Origin of the sequence: Haemophilus haemolyticus, assembly GCF_003493605.1 — a bacterium.
GTDB classification, from domain to species: Bacteria; Pseudomonadota; Gammaproteobacteria; order Enterobacterales; family Pasteurellaceae; genus Haemophilus; species Haemophilus haemolyticus_J.
Window position 1 is genome coordinate 43,694 of sequence record NZ_QQKA01000011.1, and the last position, 15,935, is coordinate 59,628.

The 15,935-nt window shown below is 36.9% G+C and carries 15 protein-coding genes and 2 tRNA genes; 9 read left to right on the forward strand and 8 right to left on the reverse strand.

Features of this window, described 5'->3' with window-relative positions:
- Positions 1 to 16 precede the first annotated feature (16 nt).
- The 5 genes from hisS to rlmN form a co-directional block, all read right to left on the reverse strand.
- Positions 17 to 1,288 carry a histidine--tRNA ligase gene (hisS, locus tag DV424_RS07875; protein ID WP_118859641.1) on the reverse strand — a complete coding sequence of 424 codons (1,272 nt, stop codon included), beginning with the start codon at positions 1,286 to 1,288 and terminating at the stop codon, positions 17 to 19.
- Positions 1,289 to 1,297: 9 nt separating this feature from the next.
- On the reverse strand, positions 1,298 to 2,404 hold the full coding sequence (ispG, locus tag DV424_RS07880) for a flavodoxin-dependent (E)-4-hydroxy-3-methylbut-2-enyl-diphosphate synthase (protein WP_105904763.1): 1,107 nt from the start codon (positions 2,402 to 2,404) through the stop codon (positions 1,298 to 1,300).
- 8 nt (positions 2,405 to 2,412) lie between these two features.
- Complete coding sequence (locus tag DV424_RS07885) at positions 2,413 to 3,324, reverse strand: RodZ domain-containing protein (RefSeq protein ID WP_118859642.1); 912 nt, start codon at positions 3,322 to 3,324, stop codon at positions 2,413 to 2,415.
- 71 nt (positions 3,325 to 3,395) lie between these two features.
- A complete protein-coding gene (pilW, locus tag DV424_RS07890) occupies positions 3,396 to 3,935 on the reverse strand; it encodes a type IV pilus biogenesis/stability protein PilW (protein WP_118859643.1) in 540 nt (179 codons plus the stop codon).
- A 100-nt stretch (positions 3,936 to 4,035) separates the two neighbouring features.
- Complete coding sequence (gene rlmN / locus DV424_RS07895; protein WP_192880669.1) at positions 4,036 to 5,187, reverse strand: dual-specificity RNA methyltransferase RlmN; 1,152 nt, start codon at positions 5,185 to 5,187, stop codon at positions 4,036 to 4,038.
- 246 nt (positions 5,188 to 5,433) lie between these two features.
- Between rlmN and DV424_RS07900 the strand changes: the two genes are divergently transcribed.
- Positions 5,434 to 6,312: a D-alanyl-D-alanine carboxypeptidase family protein gene (locus tag DV424_RS07900; RefSeq protein ID WP_118859645.1), complete on the forward strand. Its 879-nt coding sequence runs from the start codon at positions 5,434 to 5,436 to the stop codon at positions 6,310 to 6,312.
- Between the two features lie 91 nt (positions 6,313 to 6,403).
- Here the strand turns inward: DV424_RS07900 and DV424_RS07905 are convergent, their stop codons facing one another.
- The gene (locus DV424_RS07905; protein ID WP_048950241.1) at positions 6,404 to 6,868 is read right to left on the reverse strand and encodes a hypothetical protein; all 465 of its coding nucleotides are present in this window, start codon (positions 6,866 to 6,868) and stop codon (positions 6,404 to 6,406) included.
- A 305-nt stretch (positions 6,869 to 7,173) separates the two neighbouring features.
- On the opposite strand from DV424_RS07905, the gene DV424_RS07910 reads away from it, so the two are divergent.
- The 4 genes from DV424_RS07910 to DV424_RS07925 are packed head-to-tail and all read left to right on the forward strand — an operon-like array spanning position 7,174 to position 10,635.
- Positions 7,174 to 8,055, forward strand: a complete 882-nt coding sequence (locus tag DV424_RS07910; protein ID WP_005656358.1) for a metal ABC transporter substrate-binding protein — start codon at positions 7,174 to 7,176, stop codon at positions 8,053 to 8,055.
- Positions 8,055 to 8,975, forward strand: coding sequence for an ATP-binding cassette domain-containing protein (locus DV424_RS07915; protein ID WP_005630123.1), 921 nt, complete (start codon positions 8,055 to 8,057; stop codon positions 8,973 to 8,975). The genes DV424_RS07910 and DV424_RS07915 overlap by 1 nt, the downstream gene beginning before the upstream one ends.
- 3 nt (positions 8,976 to 8,978) lie before the next feature.
- Positions 8,979 to 9,827, forward strand: a complete 849-nt coding sequence (locus DV424_RS07920) for a metal ABC transporter permease (protein WP_118859646.1) — start codon at positions 8,979 to 8,981, stop codon at positions 9,825 to 9,827.
- Entirely contained in the window at positions 9,820 to 10,635 is an 816-nt protein-coding gene (locus tag DV424_RS07925; RefSeq protein ID WP_118859647.1) for a metal ABC transporter permease, read from the forward strand. Before DV424_RS07920 ends, DV424_RS07925 begins: the two co-directional genes overlap by 8 nt.
- A 367-nt stretch (positions 10,636 to 11,002) precedes the next feature.
- Here DV424_RS07925 and DV424_RS07930 read toward each other — a convergent pair whose 3' ends face one another.
- Positions 11,003 to 12,124 (reverse strand): porin, encoded by a 1,122-nt coding sequence (locus DV424_RS07930; RefSeq protein ID WP_118859648.1) that lies wholly within the window; start codon positions 12,122 to 12,124, stop codon positions 11,003 to 11,005.
- 258 nt (positions 12,125 to 12,382) lie between these two features.
- Complete coding sequence (rnhA, locus tag DV424_RS07935; RefSeq protein ID WP_118859649.1) at positions 12,383 to 12,853, reverse strand: ribonuclease HI; 471 nt, start codon at positions 12,851 to 12,853, stop codon at positions 12,383 to 12,385.
- 60 nt (positions 12,854 to 12,913) lie between these two features.
- On the opposite strand from rnhA, the gene dnaQ reads away from it, so the two are divergent.
- The 4 genes from dnaQ to der all read left to right on the forward strand — a co-directional run bounded on the left by dnaQ (position 12,914) and on the right by der (position 15,871).
- Positions 12,914 to 13,684: a DNA polymerase III subunit epsilon gene (dnaQ, locus tag DV424_RS07940; protein WP_118859650.1), complete on the forward strand. Its 771-nt coding sequence runs from the start codon at positions 12,914 to 12,916 to the stop codon at positions 13,682 to 13,684.
- 87 nt (positions 13,685 to 13,771) lie between these two features.
- Positions 13,772 to 13,848 (forward strand) — tRNA-Asp (locus tag DV424_RS07945).
- Positions 13,849 to 13,860: 12 nt separating this feature from the next.
- Positions 13,861 to 13,937, forward strand: a tRNA-Asp gene (locus DV424_RS07950).
- Positions 13,938 to 14,356: 419 nt separating this feature from the next.
- On the forward strand, positions 14,357 to 15,871 hold the full coding sequence (der, locus tag DV424_RS07955; protein ID WP_105888517.1) for a ribosome biogenesis GTPase Der: 1,515 nt from the start codon (positions 14,357 to 14,359) through the stop codon (positions 15,869 to 15,871).
- Positions 15,872 to 15,935: the final 64 nt, after the last annotated feature.

Genomic DNA, 15,935 nt, shown 5'->3' on the forward strand with positions numbered 1-15,935 from the left:
TTTTTCCCCTTTTAAATTAAAATTGAGTTTGAATATAGTCGATTATATTCACTAAATCTAAGGTTTGCTGATCTGCACCACCTTGTAAGTGTTTAACAACGACTTGTTTATTTTGTACTTCGCTTTCGCCGATAACTAATGCCAATGTTGCACCAGATTTATCTGCACGCTTAAATTGTTTTTTGAAATTACCGCCAGAGCAGTGCAGCATGGTATTTAAGTGCGATAATTTTGAGCGTACTTTTTCTGCTAATTCAAAAGCAGCTAATGTTGTGCCTTCGCCTTGATAAACAACATAAATATCCACCGCACTTTTAATAGGAACATTTGGATTAACTTCTTGTACCAACAAGACTAAACGCTCTAATCCCATCGCAAATCCGATGCTCGGCGTTGCGTGTCCGCCAAGTTGTTCCACTAAACCGTCATAACGACCGCCACCACACACTGTACCTTGTGCGCCAAGAGCAGAGGTTACCCATTCAAATACAGTTTTGTTGTAATAATCTAAACCACGCACGAGTTTAGGATTAATTTCATATTGAATACCAACCGCATCTAATAATGCACATAATTGTTCAAAATGTTCACGGCTTTCATCATCTAAATAATCAAGTAATTTTGGTGCATTATCCAATACTTTTTGTAATTCTGGATTTTTGGTATCCAAAATACGCAGTGGATTTTTTACCAAACGCTCTTTTTCTTCATCATTCATTAAATCTTGATGGTTTTCTAAAAATCCAACCAACGCAGAACGATAATTTGCTCGTGCTTCTAAAGAGCCAATTGAGTTAAGTTGAAGTGTAACATGTTGATCGATACCTAATGCTTTCCATAAACGATAGGTAAGCATGATTAATTCTGCATCGATTTCTGGATTTGCAATACCGAATACCTCAACACCTGCTTGATGGAATTGACGGTAACGCCCTTTTTGTGGACGTTCATGACGGAACATTGGCCCGATATACCATAAGCGTTGTTCATTATTATAGATCCAACCGTGTTCAATGGCTGCTCGCACACAACCTGCTGTGCCTTCAGGGCGTAAGGTTAATTGTTCATCGTTATCCCAAAATGTGTACATTTCTTTTGAAACAACATCTGTTACTTCGCCGATTGCGCGCGCAAATAATGGCGTGCTTTCTACAATTGGCATACGCACTTCCGAATAGCCATAACTATTTAATACATTGCGTACTTGTGCTTCAATCCATTGCCATAATGGAGATTCTGTTGGGGCGCAATCGTTCATACCACGAATTGCTTGAATTGTTTTTGCCACGAGCTTTCCTTAAATAATTCTGTTTTTTGGATCTTGTTGTGCGACTTTCGCACGAATTTTTGCTTCTAATTGGTTCACTATATCTTCGTTATCAAAACGCTCTTTTTGGCGTTCGCCGTCAAGATAATAACCGCTTTTTTTGTTACCACCCGTTACGCCGAGATCGGAGACGAGTGCCTCGCCAGGACCATTCACTACGCAACCGATAATCGATACATCCATTGGTGTAATAATATCTTCAAGGCGTTGTTCTAGCGCATTTACTGTGCCGATTACATCGAATTCTTGGCGAGAACAGGTTGGGCAAGCAATAAAATTAATGCCACGAGAGCGAATTCTTAAAGATTTCAAAATATCAAAACCAACTTTAATTTCCTCTATAGGATCTGCCGCCAAAGAAACACGCAGCGTATCGCCAATGCCCTCAGCTAATAACATTCCTAAACCCACCGCAGATTTTACTGCACCAGCACGTGCGCCACCAGCCTCAGTAATACCCAAATGTAAAGGCTGTTTAATTGCTTTAGCCAGTAAACGATAAGATTCCACCGCTAAGAATACATCAGAGGCTTTTACGCTCACTTTAAATTGATCGAAATTTAGGCGATCTAAAATTTCTACGTGACGTAATGCGGATTCTAATAATGCCTCTGGTGTTGGCTCGCCGTATTTTTCTTGTAAATCTTTTTCTAAAGATCCAGCGTTTACGCCAATACGAATCGGAATATTTTTGTCTCGCGCACAATCAACAACGGCACGGATGCGATCTTCACGACCAATATTGCCGGGATTAATACGTAAACAATCCACGCCATATTCTGCGACTTTTAACGCGATACGATAGTCGAAATGAATATCTGCTACGAGCGGGACATTCACTTGTTGTTTAATTTGTTTAAATGCTTCCGCAGCATCCATTGTTGGAACAGATACACGAACAATATCTGCACCAACACGTTCTAATGATTTAATTTGAGCAACTGTCGCTTCCACATCAGTGGTGCGAGTATTTGTCATTGATTGCACGGCAATCGGTGCATCTCCACCAATTGGTACATTTCCCACATAAATTTTTGTCGATTCACGACGCTTAATAGTTGGCTGAAAAGCTGACATTATTTTTCCTAAGGTTGTGAAAGTTTGAATTTTGCTACGCGACCATCCACTTTCAGAGGATAATTCTCGCCTTTGTAAGTGATACGCACATTGCTTGGTGCGCCTACAATTAATGAAAATTCATTGCCATTAAAGGTTAATATTTCGCCTTGTTTATATTCTTTTTGTGCTAATACGTGACGGGCGTTATCTTTTACACTAATCCAACTGCTATTTGTCAATATTTCAATCACTAAATCGCCTTTTGCTATAGGTAACGTTGGAGAAATACTTGGATTTTCGACCGCACTTTGAATGTCTGAAACTGATTTTTCATCGTTTTTAGGTAGTGAAACGCTATTTTCGTGTGCTATTTCTGGTAACACATTATTTGTTATTTCTACTGGTTGTGAGACTGGTGCTGCTGTTTCTGGTGCAGATTTATTACTTTCTTCTGTTGTCACAAGAGCGGTGGCGGGCTGATTGTTTTCGGTAGAGGCAACATAGCTTTGCACTAAATCATCGCGTTCTTGAGTATTTTGTTGATAACTTTGCCACCACCAAAGCCCAGTCATACTAATTACAATCACGAATACTATTGCGGTTAAACGCCCGATCCAACGATTGTGAGAAGAATATTGATTAACGGCACGGGTTGAACGTGCATTTTTTCCTAAATCATTTTTTTCTGTTTCAGCAAAAGCAATATTTTCCCACACAGAATCTGGCAAACGTAAGAATTTTGCATAGCTGCGAACATAACCTTTGACAAATATAGAAGGTGTTGATTTTTGAATAAATTCATTATTTTCAAGTTGCTCTAATATAGAAGGGCGTAGTGTGATTTCTTTAGCGACATCTTCAAGAGAAAGATTTAAGGCTTCGCGTGTTTGACGAAAAATCTCACCAGGAGAAAGCACTTGCTCAGTAGTTGGATTCATAAATTTAATCAAATAATTAGGCGGTAAATAAGGGCTAAATTTTAAAGTCCAATACTTGATTTGGCAATGCTTTATTTTAGACTATTGAATTTTTCCGCACGTTTTCCATCGATTTGACGTAATTTTTCTAATGTTTGCTGATAAATATTCATTTTTTTCGCGGAATAAGCACAAAGCGCGATATTTTCAAATGTATCTGTTTGATGATAATAATTCGGCGAATTAAGTGCTAATTCAAATTGTTGCTGAGCTTGCTCAAATTTCTTTTGACTACATAGAAACGTACCAAAATTATTATGTACATCGCCTTGTTTATGATTAAGTTTTACGGCTATTTCATACTCACGAAAGGCATTTTCTATTTGCCCTTGTTGTTGATAATAATGTGCAAGTGCTGAATGCACGAGATAGTAATTTTTATCGTGTAGAAGTGCTTTGTCTAAATTGATTTTAGCCAGTTGAGGATTATTTTGCTGAAGATAGCTCAAAGCGAGTTCCACACGCGCTTTGGCGGCAGCTTGATGATCTAAGTTAGATACAGATTGTGAAACGCAGGCAGAAAAAATGAAAGGGAAAATAACCGCACTTAGTTGTTTACTTATTGTTTGCATTTTTTCTCCTTTTAACAGGGTAGGAAGAAATATTTAATATGCTTTAATTTGTATGAAAACATAAGGTATGTGAACTTGAACCATTCACATACCTAGAATATTAATTAACTTCTGTTACCTCAATATTTTGTCCAAATTGGCGTTTCATTGCCGTACGTTTAGTACGATCGATCACATCTCCAGCTAGCTGTCCGCAAGCCGCATCAATATCATCGCCACGGGTTTTACGGATAATCACGGTAAAGCCATATTCCATTAATGTTTTTTGGAAGCGGTCAATTCGCGTATTCGAGCTTTTTGCATAAGGTGCTTCAGGGAACGGATTCCACGGAATTAAATTAATTTTACAAGGTGTATTTTTTAATACTTCTGCCAGTTGATGAGCGTGTTCTACACCATCATTCACATGATCGAGCATAACATATTCAATCGTCACTTTGCCGTGGTTTGCATTTGATACGCTTAAATAACGATTTACCGAGTCAATCAACATTTTAATATTATATTTTTTGTTGATTGGAACGATTTCATCACGTAATTCATCGTTTGGGGCATGTAATGAAATAGCCAAAGCCACATCGATCATTTTGCTCAAATTATCTAGTGCTGGTACAACGCCAGAAGTGGATAAAGTCACACGACGTTTTGATAAACCGTAGGCAAAATCATCTAACATAATTTCCATTGCAGGAACAACATTAGCGACATTTAACAAGGGTTCGCCCATTCCCATCATTACTACATTGGTAATGGGTCTAATGCCAGTTACACCAAAGTTACCAATAATTTTAGAGGCTCGCCATACTTGACCGATAATTTCTGAAACCGTTAAATTGCGATTAAATCCTTGTTGTGCTGTTGAACAGAATGTACAAGCTAAGGCACAGCCAACTTGGGAAGATACACAAAGCGTCGCGCGATCTGCTTCGGGAATATACACAGTTTCAACTTGCTGCTCGCCCACTTGCATTGCCCATTTTATCGTGCCATCGGCTGAACGTTGTTCAACAGCAACTTCTGGGGCTTTAATTTCTGCAACCGCTTTAAGTTTTTCACGTAATTTTTTATTAATGTTTGTCATATTGTCGAAGTTATCTTCGCCAAAATGATAAATCCATTTTACTAACTGATCTGCTCGGAATGGTTTTTCGCCAAGTTCTTTAAAAAATTCGCGCATTTGTTGGCGCGTTAAATCCATTAGATTAATTTTTTTAGCGGGTGCATCTGATTGCACAGACAATAATTCTGACATTTTAGCCTCGTTATTACACATTGTGGCGATAGCGTTGTGCAGGTGTTTTATCAAAAACTCACAACGAAAAATTCGCAATTAAAAAATGAACGGCGATTGTACAGATTTGTCATTGCATAATCTAGCGGAATTGAAAAACGATGGAAAATATTACCGCACTTTTTTGCGATCTAGATCGCAAATATTTCCAATTACAGCGTAAAAAGTGCGGTAAAATGTGAGCTTATTTTTTTAAGGTGTCCAATAATGTTTAAAAAAGCTTTATTTATTTTATCTTTGTGTCCTTCTTTTTCGCTGGCACAGTCTTATGTTGTGTATGATTTTACCCATAATCGAGTATTGGAAAGCTATGCGCCTGATAGTATTCAGCCTATTGCCTCTGTAACAAAATTAATGACGGCTAATGTATTTTTAGAGAATAATAAAAATCCTAATTGTCGAATCGCAATCACAAAAGAGGATACGGATCGAATTAAAGGTACAGGAACAAAATTACCTAAAAATATTCCTATCTCTTGTAACGAATTATTGAAAGCAATGCTTGTCCATTCTGATAACTATGCTGCCCACGCGCTTTCTCGTGCAGCGGGAATAAGTCGTCGCCAATTTATTAATAAAATGAACGAAAAAGCCCATCAACTTGGTATGTATTCTACTCGTTTTCACGATAGTTCAGGGTTATCTAGCTACAATATTTCCAGCCCGATGGATTTGGTTAAACTCGCTAAATATTCATTAAATAAATCGGACATTAAACTTTTATCTAATCTTAGTGCAACTTATATTCAAGCTGGGAAACATAAACTTTACATTAAAAATACTAATAAGTTAGTGCGTGATGAAATTTTTGATGCGGCAGTGAATAAAACGGGCTACATTCGAGAATCTGGTTATAATCTCGTTTTCATTAATAAACACCTATGCAAAAATGTAACTATTGGCGTAATTAGTTTAAATAACACTTCCTCTGCGTATCGTTCTAGTTTTACTAAAAGCAAATTAGAAAAATTCGGCTGCACAGCATTAAATGGAAGAACAATTCGTGATGTAGCTGGAGAAGCTCAATATGAAGATGGCTATGATGAAGTGGGATTTAATACGCTAATTCAGAAATTATCAAGATAATGTTCATAAACACAAAAAACGCGAGATAAGAGTTGTTTTATCTCGCGTTTTTTAGTTGATTTAAATAGAAATTAGAAGAATAAATCTTACGCTATTTCTCAGCTTGAGCTTGTTGATTCGCCTTATTAGCCGCATCTTCCGCTTCTTTGGAAAGTTGGATTGAAAGTGCAGAAGCAGCTTTGGATTCTTCCGACAATTTTAAAGCTAATTCTGCAGCTGCATTAGATTCGTCCATTTTTTGTTTAGACAATTTTTCAGCCTCTTCGCCACCTTGACTTAGCGCAATTTCAGCCTCTTGTTGTTTTTGCATTGCTACTTTCACGGCTTCATTAGCTTGAACTGATTTGTCTTGAGCGACTTTCGCTGTATCAATCGCTTGCTGGGATTTGTCTAAGGCAATTTGTTTATAATTGATCAATACGGGCTTTTGAGCAGGTTGTTCTGCAGCCATTTTCGCTTGGTCAGTTGTTTTAGTTTGCTCCGTCATTTTAGGTTTATCATCACAAGCAGCCAAGACTATTGCTGAACTTAATACTAACCAAAATGCTTTTTTCATATCTTATCCTCAAATGGTAAATCTATAATAATTTCAATATTCTAGACTTAATTTGATAAAAAGTCATTCTAATGACAGAAAATACCTTTATTGCTTGTATGATTAAGAAAATTCTTTGTTTTATGCTTTTTTCATAAAAGCAATACATTTTGTACGAAATAATTATAAATAAACCTATTATTTTGATAATCATTTCCATTCCAAAACAACATAAAAAGTAGTACTATTATTTCCGATGAATAATTGTTGTGCTGTTGAACGATTATTCAGGCATTCAATCTATCTTTTTTAAATAAGGACATCTTATGCGAAATTCATTCAAAATTATGACCGCACTTGCACTTGGTTTATTTGCAATGCAAGCTAACGCAAAATTTAAAGTCGTAACCACTTTTACTGTGATTCAAGATATTGCGCAAAATGTGGCAGGCAATGCAGCAACAGTGGAATCTATTACCAAACCCGGTGCTGAAATTCACGAATATGAACCAACACCAAAAGACATTGTAAAAGCACAATCTGCCGATTTAATTTTATGGAATGGCTTAAATTTAGAACGTTGGTTTGAGCGTTTCTTCCAAAATGTTAAAGATAAACCTGCTGTGGTAGTAACAGAAGGTATTCAACCATTATCTATTTATGAAGGCCCGTATAAAGATGCGCCTAATCCACACGCTTGGATGTCGCCATCTAATGCTTTAATTTATATTGAAAATATTAAGAATGCGTTAGTGAAATACGATCCACAAAATGCAGCTGTGTATGAAAAAAATGCCGCTGACTATGCTCAAAAAATTAAACAACTTGATGAACCGCTTCGTGCAAAATTAGCACAAATTCCAGAAGCGCAACGCTGGCTTGTAACAAGTGAAGGTGCTTTCAGTTATTTGGCGAAAGATTACAACTTAAAAGAAGGTTATTTATGGCCAATCAATGCAGAACAACAAGGCACACCACAACAAGTGCGTAAAGTGATTGATTTAGTTCGTAAAAACAATATTCCTGTTGTGTTTAGTGAAAGTACAATTTCAGCGAAACCTGCACAACAAGTAGCTAAAGAAAGTGGTGCAAAATACGGTGGCGTATTGTACGTTGATTCACTTTCTGCGAAAAACGGCCCTGTGCCAACTTATATTGATTTGCTTAACGTCACTGTATCAACCATTGTTAAAGGATTCGGAAAATAATGGACTCTTTCTCGACATCAATTTGGGTTAATGATGTAACTGTGCGTTACAACAATGGTCATACTGCTATTCACAATATGACGTTCTCACTCAATAGTGGAACTATTTGTGCGTTAGTTGGCGTGAATGGAAGTGGCAAGTCCACATTATTTAAAAGCATAATGGGGCTTGTAAAGCCACAACAAGGCGAAATTAAACTTTGTGATTTGCCAATTTCCCAAGCACTGAAACGTAATTTGGTTGCTTATGTTCCACAATCAGAAGAAGTCGACTGGCAATTTCCAGTGTCAGTGTATGATGTCGTGATGATGGGGCGTTATGGGTATATGAATTTTCTTCGTATCCCCAAAGCGATTGATAAACAAAAAGTTCAAGAGGCGATGCAGCGAGTAAATATTGAGCATCTTGCGCATCGTCAAATTGGCGAGTTATCTGGCGGGCAGAAAAAACGCGTGTTTTTGGCCCGCGCTTTAGCACAACAAAGTCCCATTATTTTATTGGATGAACCTTTCACTGGCGTTGATGTGAAAACTGAAAATGCCATTGTTGATCTTCTTCAACAGCTTCGAGAAGAAGGTCATCTGATTCTTGTTTCAACCCATAACTTAGGTTCTGTTCCTGATTTTTGTGATCAAGTGGTCATGATTAATCGCACAGTCATCGCCGCAGGAAAAACAGAAGACACCTTTAACCAACATAATTTGGAAATTGTATTTGGTGGGGTGTTGCGTCATATTAAATTATTGGGCGAAAATTTACATAATGATGAAGATAAACGTTCTGTTACCGTCTTAACAGATGATGAAAAAGCCGTTGTATTCTATGGCGAAACTAAGCAAGATCCACCTGCGCCAACAACACAAAATTGTCATTTTGAAGATTGCCCTTATAAAAGTGCAGTTAAAAATAAGAGGGATTAGGTAATGTTAGATTTATTGCTTGAACCTTTTTCCTATGATTATATGCTCAAGGCGATGATTTTGAGTACCGCAGTGGGTGCTATTTGTGCTTTTTTGTCTTCATATTTAATGCTTAAAGGCTGGTCTCTAATTGGCGACGCGCTTTCCCATTCTGTCGTGCCCGGTGTTGCAATTGCCTATGCTTTTGCGTTGCCTTACGCACTTGGTGCATTTTTTGCCGGAATTTTAGCCGCACTTTCCATTCTTTGGATTAAATCCATTTCAAAATTGAAAGAAGATGCTGTGATAGGTTTTATTTTCAGTACTTTTTTTGCATTAGGTCTGTTAATTATTTCTTTAAATCCAACGGCAGTAAATGTGCAAAATATTATTTTAGGTAATATTTTAGGCATTGCCGATGAAGATATTTATCAAGTGGCAATTATCATCGGTGTTTGTTTAGTATTGCTTTTATTATTTTGGAAGGATTTACTGCTGATTTTTTTTGATGAAACACAAGCGATTACAGTCGGTCTTTCTCCATTATTTTATAAAATTTTATTTTTCACATTATTGAGTGCTTGTGTGGTTGCTGCCTTGCAAACTGTAGGCGCGATTTTAGTGATTGCGATGGTCGTTACCCCAGGTGCGACAGCATATTTACTCACAGATAAATTCAAAACCTTGTCAATCATCGCTATTATTTTAGGGGCGGTGACAAGTTTTGTTGGTGTTTATATTAGCTATTATTTAGATGGTGCCACAGGCGGTGTGATTGTGACCTTGCAAACATTATTATTCTTGGCAGCTTTCTTATTTTCACCAAAATATGGTTTGCTCACGCGTAATAAAAAGGTGGTGGAAAATGTTTGATTGGATTTTAGAACCGCTACAATTTGAGTTTATGCAAAATGCCTTATTGACCGCATTGATTGTTTCGATTATCTGTGCATTACTTTCTTGCTATTTAGTCTTGAAAGGTTGGTCATTAATGGGCGATGCGATTTCCCATGCCGTCTTGCCTGGTATTGTACTTGCTTATTTGGCTGGAATTCCTTTAGCGATTGGTGCATTTTTTTCAGGCATTTTTTGCTCGCTTGGTGTGGGATATTTAAAAGAAAATAGTCGTATAAAAGAAGATACCGCAATGGGTATTGTATTTTCTGGAATGTTTGCCATTGGTCTTGTTATGTTCACCAAAATTCAAACAGAACAGCATTTAACGCATATTTTGTTTGGTAATGTGTTGGGCGTAAGTCATCAAGAGCTCATTCAAAGTGCGGTCATTTCTGCGATAATTTTTTGTATGATTGTCTTTAAACGTAAAGACTTTTTGCTTTATTGTTTTGATCCAAGCCATGCTCGTGTTGCAGGGCTTTCTCCTAAAATTTTACATTATGGATTGTTAATGTTGCTTGCTTTAACCATTGTAAGCACGATGCAAGTGGTAGGCGTTATTTTAGTGGTGGCAATGTTAATTGCGCCAGGAATTACCGCACTTACGCTCACAAAATCTTTTGATAAAATGTTATGGATTGCTATTGTCAGTTCCATTACATCAAGCCTAATTGGCGTAATATTGAGCTATCATTTTGATGCCTCAACAGGTGCTTGTATCATTCTTCTGCAAGCCGCATTTTTTGTTATAGCATTAGCTTATAGCAAAATTAGAACAAGATAATATCCCTCCTTTCAAAAAAAAACGGTGCAAGAATAGTTTGTACCGTTTTTATTTAGTGAAATATTTCTTTAGCTTCCACAAAGTAATTGTTTTACATAAGTATTCTTTATCTGATTTGATATTTATTTCTCTCATAATTCTAAAAATCTTCTTTAGAAAAATGTTGTAGTTCTCTTATTGAATAGATATATATTTAAGGCCGATAGGAATTACAAAGTATGAGACGTTATTTTATAGTTATTCATTTCAATTTTTCTCTACGTTAAACCTTAATGTTTTAAAAAGACTTTAGATTGTTTTATTTAATTTTAGAACACAACAAAAAGGCGAACCTTTCGATTCGCCTTCATAGTTTCTAATTACTTAATTAGAAGAATACACGCATACCTACACCGATAGCTTTGTCTTTAACTTTAGAGTTTGCAACATAAGAACCATTAGCTGCATAGTCTTTAGTAACTTGATATTTACCTTCAACATAGGTTACAACTTGTTTGTGAAGTTTATAATCAGCACCTAACAAGAAACCGTGTTGTTTAGTTTTTCCATTATCAACGTCTTTAGCTTGTTCATACTTGTAGTTACCATATACACTACTTAAATCGGTAACTTGATATTGGAAACCTGGAGATACGAAGTAACGAGTTTCTTTTTTATTGGTATCTGTAAATTTAGTTTTTGCGTAACCGCTATCTAAAGAAAGTGTTAGCCCATCAAATTCATACCCAAAAGTTGCAAGAACACCATCTGTATGTTTTGTTGTTTTAGGTTCTGCGGTAGGGTATTGTTGGATGCCAGGAATCGCAATAGGGTTAGTGATTAGAATACCTGTTGCATAATTTGTACGACCAAAGCCTACTTTAGCGATCACACCATCTTTTTCGTAGCTAGCACCAAATTGGAAAGCATTTTGAAGTGCACCAATTTTTACTTCATTGTTTGAATTACGTTCATTTGCGAATAAGTAATCTGCACTGATAACTAGACCTTCAATGCCTTTATAAGCGTAGCGAATTACAGAATCACCTTCAGTTGGAATATATACATCTTTATCAATAATGCCATATGCGTAATCGTTAGCTGTGCTTAAAGAGTCTGCGGTGGTTAATTGGCGACCAAATGTTAATTCACCACGTTCTTTGTGACCTAAACCAACAAACGCACGTCTAGTTCCTAAAGCACCAAAACCATCTCCTTTAGCACCAGAGCCTTGTTTTCCATCAAATCGAACTTGTAACTGACCTAATGCGTAATAGCCGCTATCTAAATTATGTTTTACTTTAACTTCTAAACGAGAACCAGCATTTCTTAATCCAGAATGAGTACGTTTAGTATCTGCTTTATTGCCACCCTTGTTAGTTTTTTCTAACTGAACACGAATAGAACCACCAATTTCAACTTTAGTTCCTTCGTTGTCGTAAACTACAGCTGCGTTCGCTGATGAAGCTGCGAATGCACCGATGATTAATGCTGCAAGTGTTTTTTTCATAATTTGTATTCCTTATGGTTGTTTACTATCTATGATTGAACTCTTTTCATATAAGATTGTCCAACCGCCTAAATAGACGAGATGAATCATTGCAAATTCGCTTTTTGATGTCAACTCTCCAAAATTTTAATTTTCTTGAAATCTGATCGAGATCACATTTTTTGTATATTTTTGTCTGTTTTTTGTTCTTTTTTTGAGGTTTAAGTATCGTCTATAAATATTTTTAGATATTGGGGAATAGGATGGTATATCTGTTTTCTATATTATTCTTCCATAATAGCCAATATCTTCCTGTGTTGGATTTTCTGCCCCTTTTTTAGCTAATTCATCGCACATTTCATTTTCTCTGTGTCCAGCATGCCCTTTCACCCATTGCCAATTAATTTTATGACGTTGGATGGATTCATCTAAGGCTATCCATAAATCTTGGTTTTTTACAGGCTTTCCAGAACTTACTTTCCAATTATTTTTTTTCCAGTTAAAGATCCATTTTGTGATGCCATTTTTCATATATTGGCTATCACTATAAAGCGTGATTAAACAAGGTTCTTTTAATGTATTTAATGCTTCAATGACAGCACGTAATTCCATTCGATTATTGGTGGTTTTAAAATAGCCTTTGGAGAGCATTTTTTCATGCTGTTTATAGCGTAATACGGCGCCAATTCCCCCTGCTCCAGGATTACCTAAGCAAGAGCCATCAGTAAAAATTTCAATCTGTTTTTGCATAACAAAAAGGTTGTTGTGTAGAATGGCAAGTATTTTAATGGAAAGAGATAGGTTGAACAAATGATTAATCCCAATCGCCAAATTGTGTTAGATACAGAAACTACAGGTATGAATCAGCTTGGCGCGCATTATGAAGGACACTGCATTATTGAAATTGGTGCAGTTGAATTAATAAATCGTCGTTACACAGGTAATAATTTCCATATTTACATTAAGCCAGATCGCCCTGTTGATCCTGATGCGATTAAAGTTCATGGTATTACTGATGAAATGTTAGCGGATAAACCTGAATTCAAAGAGGTTGCCCAAGATTTTTTGGATTATATTAATGGTGCGGAATTGCTTATTCACAATGCGCCCTTTGACGTTGGATTCATGAATTATGAATTTCGTAAACTCAACCTTAATGTAAAAACTGACGATATTTGTTTGGTGACAGATACGCTACAAATGGCACGTCAGATGTATCCTGGAAAACGTAATAATTTGGACGCACTTTGTGATCGTTTAGGTATTGATAATAGCAAACGTACTTTGCACGGTGCGTTACTGGATGCCGAGATCTTGGCTGATGTTTATTTGATGATGACGGGGGGACAAACAAATTTATTCGATGAAGAAGAATCTGTTGAGTCTGAAGTTATCCATGTTGTGCAAGAAAAAGCGGCAGAAGAAATAAAAAGTGCGGTAGATTTTGCGCACAATTTAAAATTACTTCAACCCACTGACGATGAGCTACAAGCGCATTTAGAATTATTAAAGATGATTAATAAAAAAAGTGGAAATAATTGCCTTTGGGATAAACGCTTTGGCAATGACAATGTTCATTAATCGTTTGGAATTTAAGCAGGTAAGTAAAATTTAATAAAAAAAGATTGACGAGATTTATGTTCGTCATTATGATACGCACCACTTAGCGGAGTGGTAGTTCAGCTGGTTAGAATACCTGCCTGTCACGCAGGGGGTCGCGGGTTCGAGTCCCGTCCATTCCGCCAATATCTTATCCCGGAGTGGTAGTTCAGCTGGTTAGAATACCTGCCTGTCACGCAGGGGGTCGCGGGTTCGAGTCCCGTCCATTCCGCCAATTAAGATAAATAAAGATAGCACCTAACGGTGCTTTTTTTGTATCTGAAATTTGCTTTATCCTTGACAAAAATAAAGTAAACTTTTAAGATTTGAAGAACTAGGGAGCTGCAACTCCCTAGTATGTTGTCTTATTAGTAAGCGGGCTGGCTCACTAATAATAAAATGACAACAAGGATAATGACTTTAATCATCTTTTTATCCTCTTCAAACGTTGCGAAAAAGCGCAACACTCGCTTTCAAGCTGGATCCTTGAAAGCGAGATTATTATAACGTTAAGTTATAGATAAATAAACAGTATTTAGAAAGCCATAGGATTGTATCCTGTGGCTTTTTCTTTTCCTTATTGAAATCATTTTTTACCAATCCTTTAACTTCCGATATAATAGCCGCCATTTTTGATAAAATAAGAGATTTTTTATGGCAACTCCAGTCGTCGCCCTTGTTGGTCGCCCGAATGTGGGAAAATCCACATTATTTAATCGCCTTACTCGTACGAGAGATGCGTTAGTCGCTGATTTTCCTGGTTTAACTCGTGATAGAAAATATGGTCACGCACATATTGCTGGCTATGATTTTATCGTTATTGATACTGGCGGTATTGATGGAACGGAAGAGGGCGTAGAAGAAAAAATGGCGGAGCAATCTTTGCTTGCTATTGATGAAGCGGATATTGTTCTTTTCCTTGTGGATGCTCGTGCAGGTTTAACGGCAGCAGATATTGGTATTGCTAATTATTTACGCCAACGTCAAAACAAAACGACGATTGTTGTGGCAAATAAAACTGATGGTATCGATGCGGATTCCCATTGTGCTGAATTTTATCAGTTAGGTTTAGGAGAAATTGAGCAAATCGCTGCTTCACAAGGCCGTGGTGTCACTCAGTTAATGGAACAAGTGCTTGCGCCTTTTGCGGAACAAATGGAAAACGTTGATGAAAATGACCGCACTTCTGAGGAAGAACAAGACGAATGGGAACAAGAATTCGATTTTGATTCAGAAGAAGATACGGCATTAATTGATGATGTGTTAGACGAAGAACTTGAAGAAGAACAAGATAAAAATATCAAAATTGCCATTGTTGGTCGTCCAAATGTGGGTAAATCTACTTTAACCAATCGTATTTTAGGTGAAGATCGTGTGGTGGTTTTTGATATGCCAGGTACGACACGCGATAGTATTTATATCCCAATGGAGCGTGATGGGCAGCAATATACGTTAATTGATACGGCAGGCGTGCGTAAACGCGGTAAGGTGCATTTAGCTGTGGAAAAATTTTCCGTGATTAAAACTTTACAAGCGATCCAAGATGCTAATGTTGTGTTACTGACTATTGATGCGAGAGAGAACATTTCTGATCAGGATTTATCTTTGCTCGGCTTTATTTTAAATGCAGGGCGTTCTTTAGTGATCGTCGTGAATAAATGGGATGGTTTAGATCAAGATGTGAAAGACCGCGTTAAATCTGAACTTGATCGTCGTTTAGATTTTATTGATTTTGCTCGTGTGCATTTTATTTCCGCACTGCACGGCAGTGGTGTGGGTAATCTTTTTGATTCGATTAAAGAAGCCTATGCTTGTGCCACTCAAAAAATGACGACCTCGCTTTTAACTCGTATTTTGCAAATGGCAACGGACGAGCACCAACCACCGATGATTGGTGGTCGTCGCATTAAATTAAAATATGCCCATCCGGGTGGTTATAATCCGCCGATTATCGTGGTTCACGGTAACCAAATGGATAAATTACCAGATTCTTATAAACGTTATTTATCTAATTATTATCGTAAGAGTTTGAAAATTATTGGTTCACCGATTCGTCTTCTTTTCCAAGAAGGCTCAAACCCATTTGCAGGACGCAAAAATAAACTCACTCCGAACCAATTGCGTAAACGTAAACGTTTGATGAAGTTTATTAAGAAAGCGAAACGTTAAATTCAAGATAAATAAAACTTAGCAAGATTTAACCGCACTTTTAAAACTCTTTTGAGCATTAAAG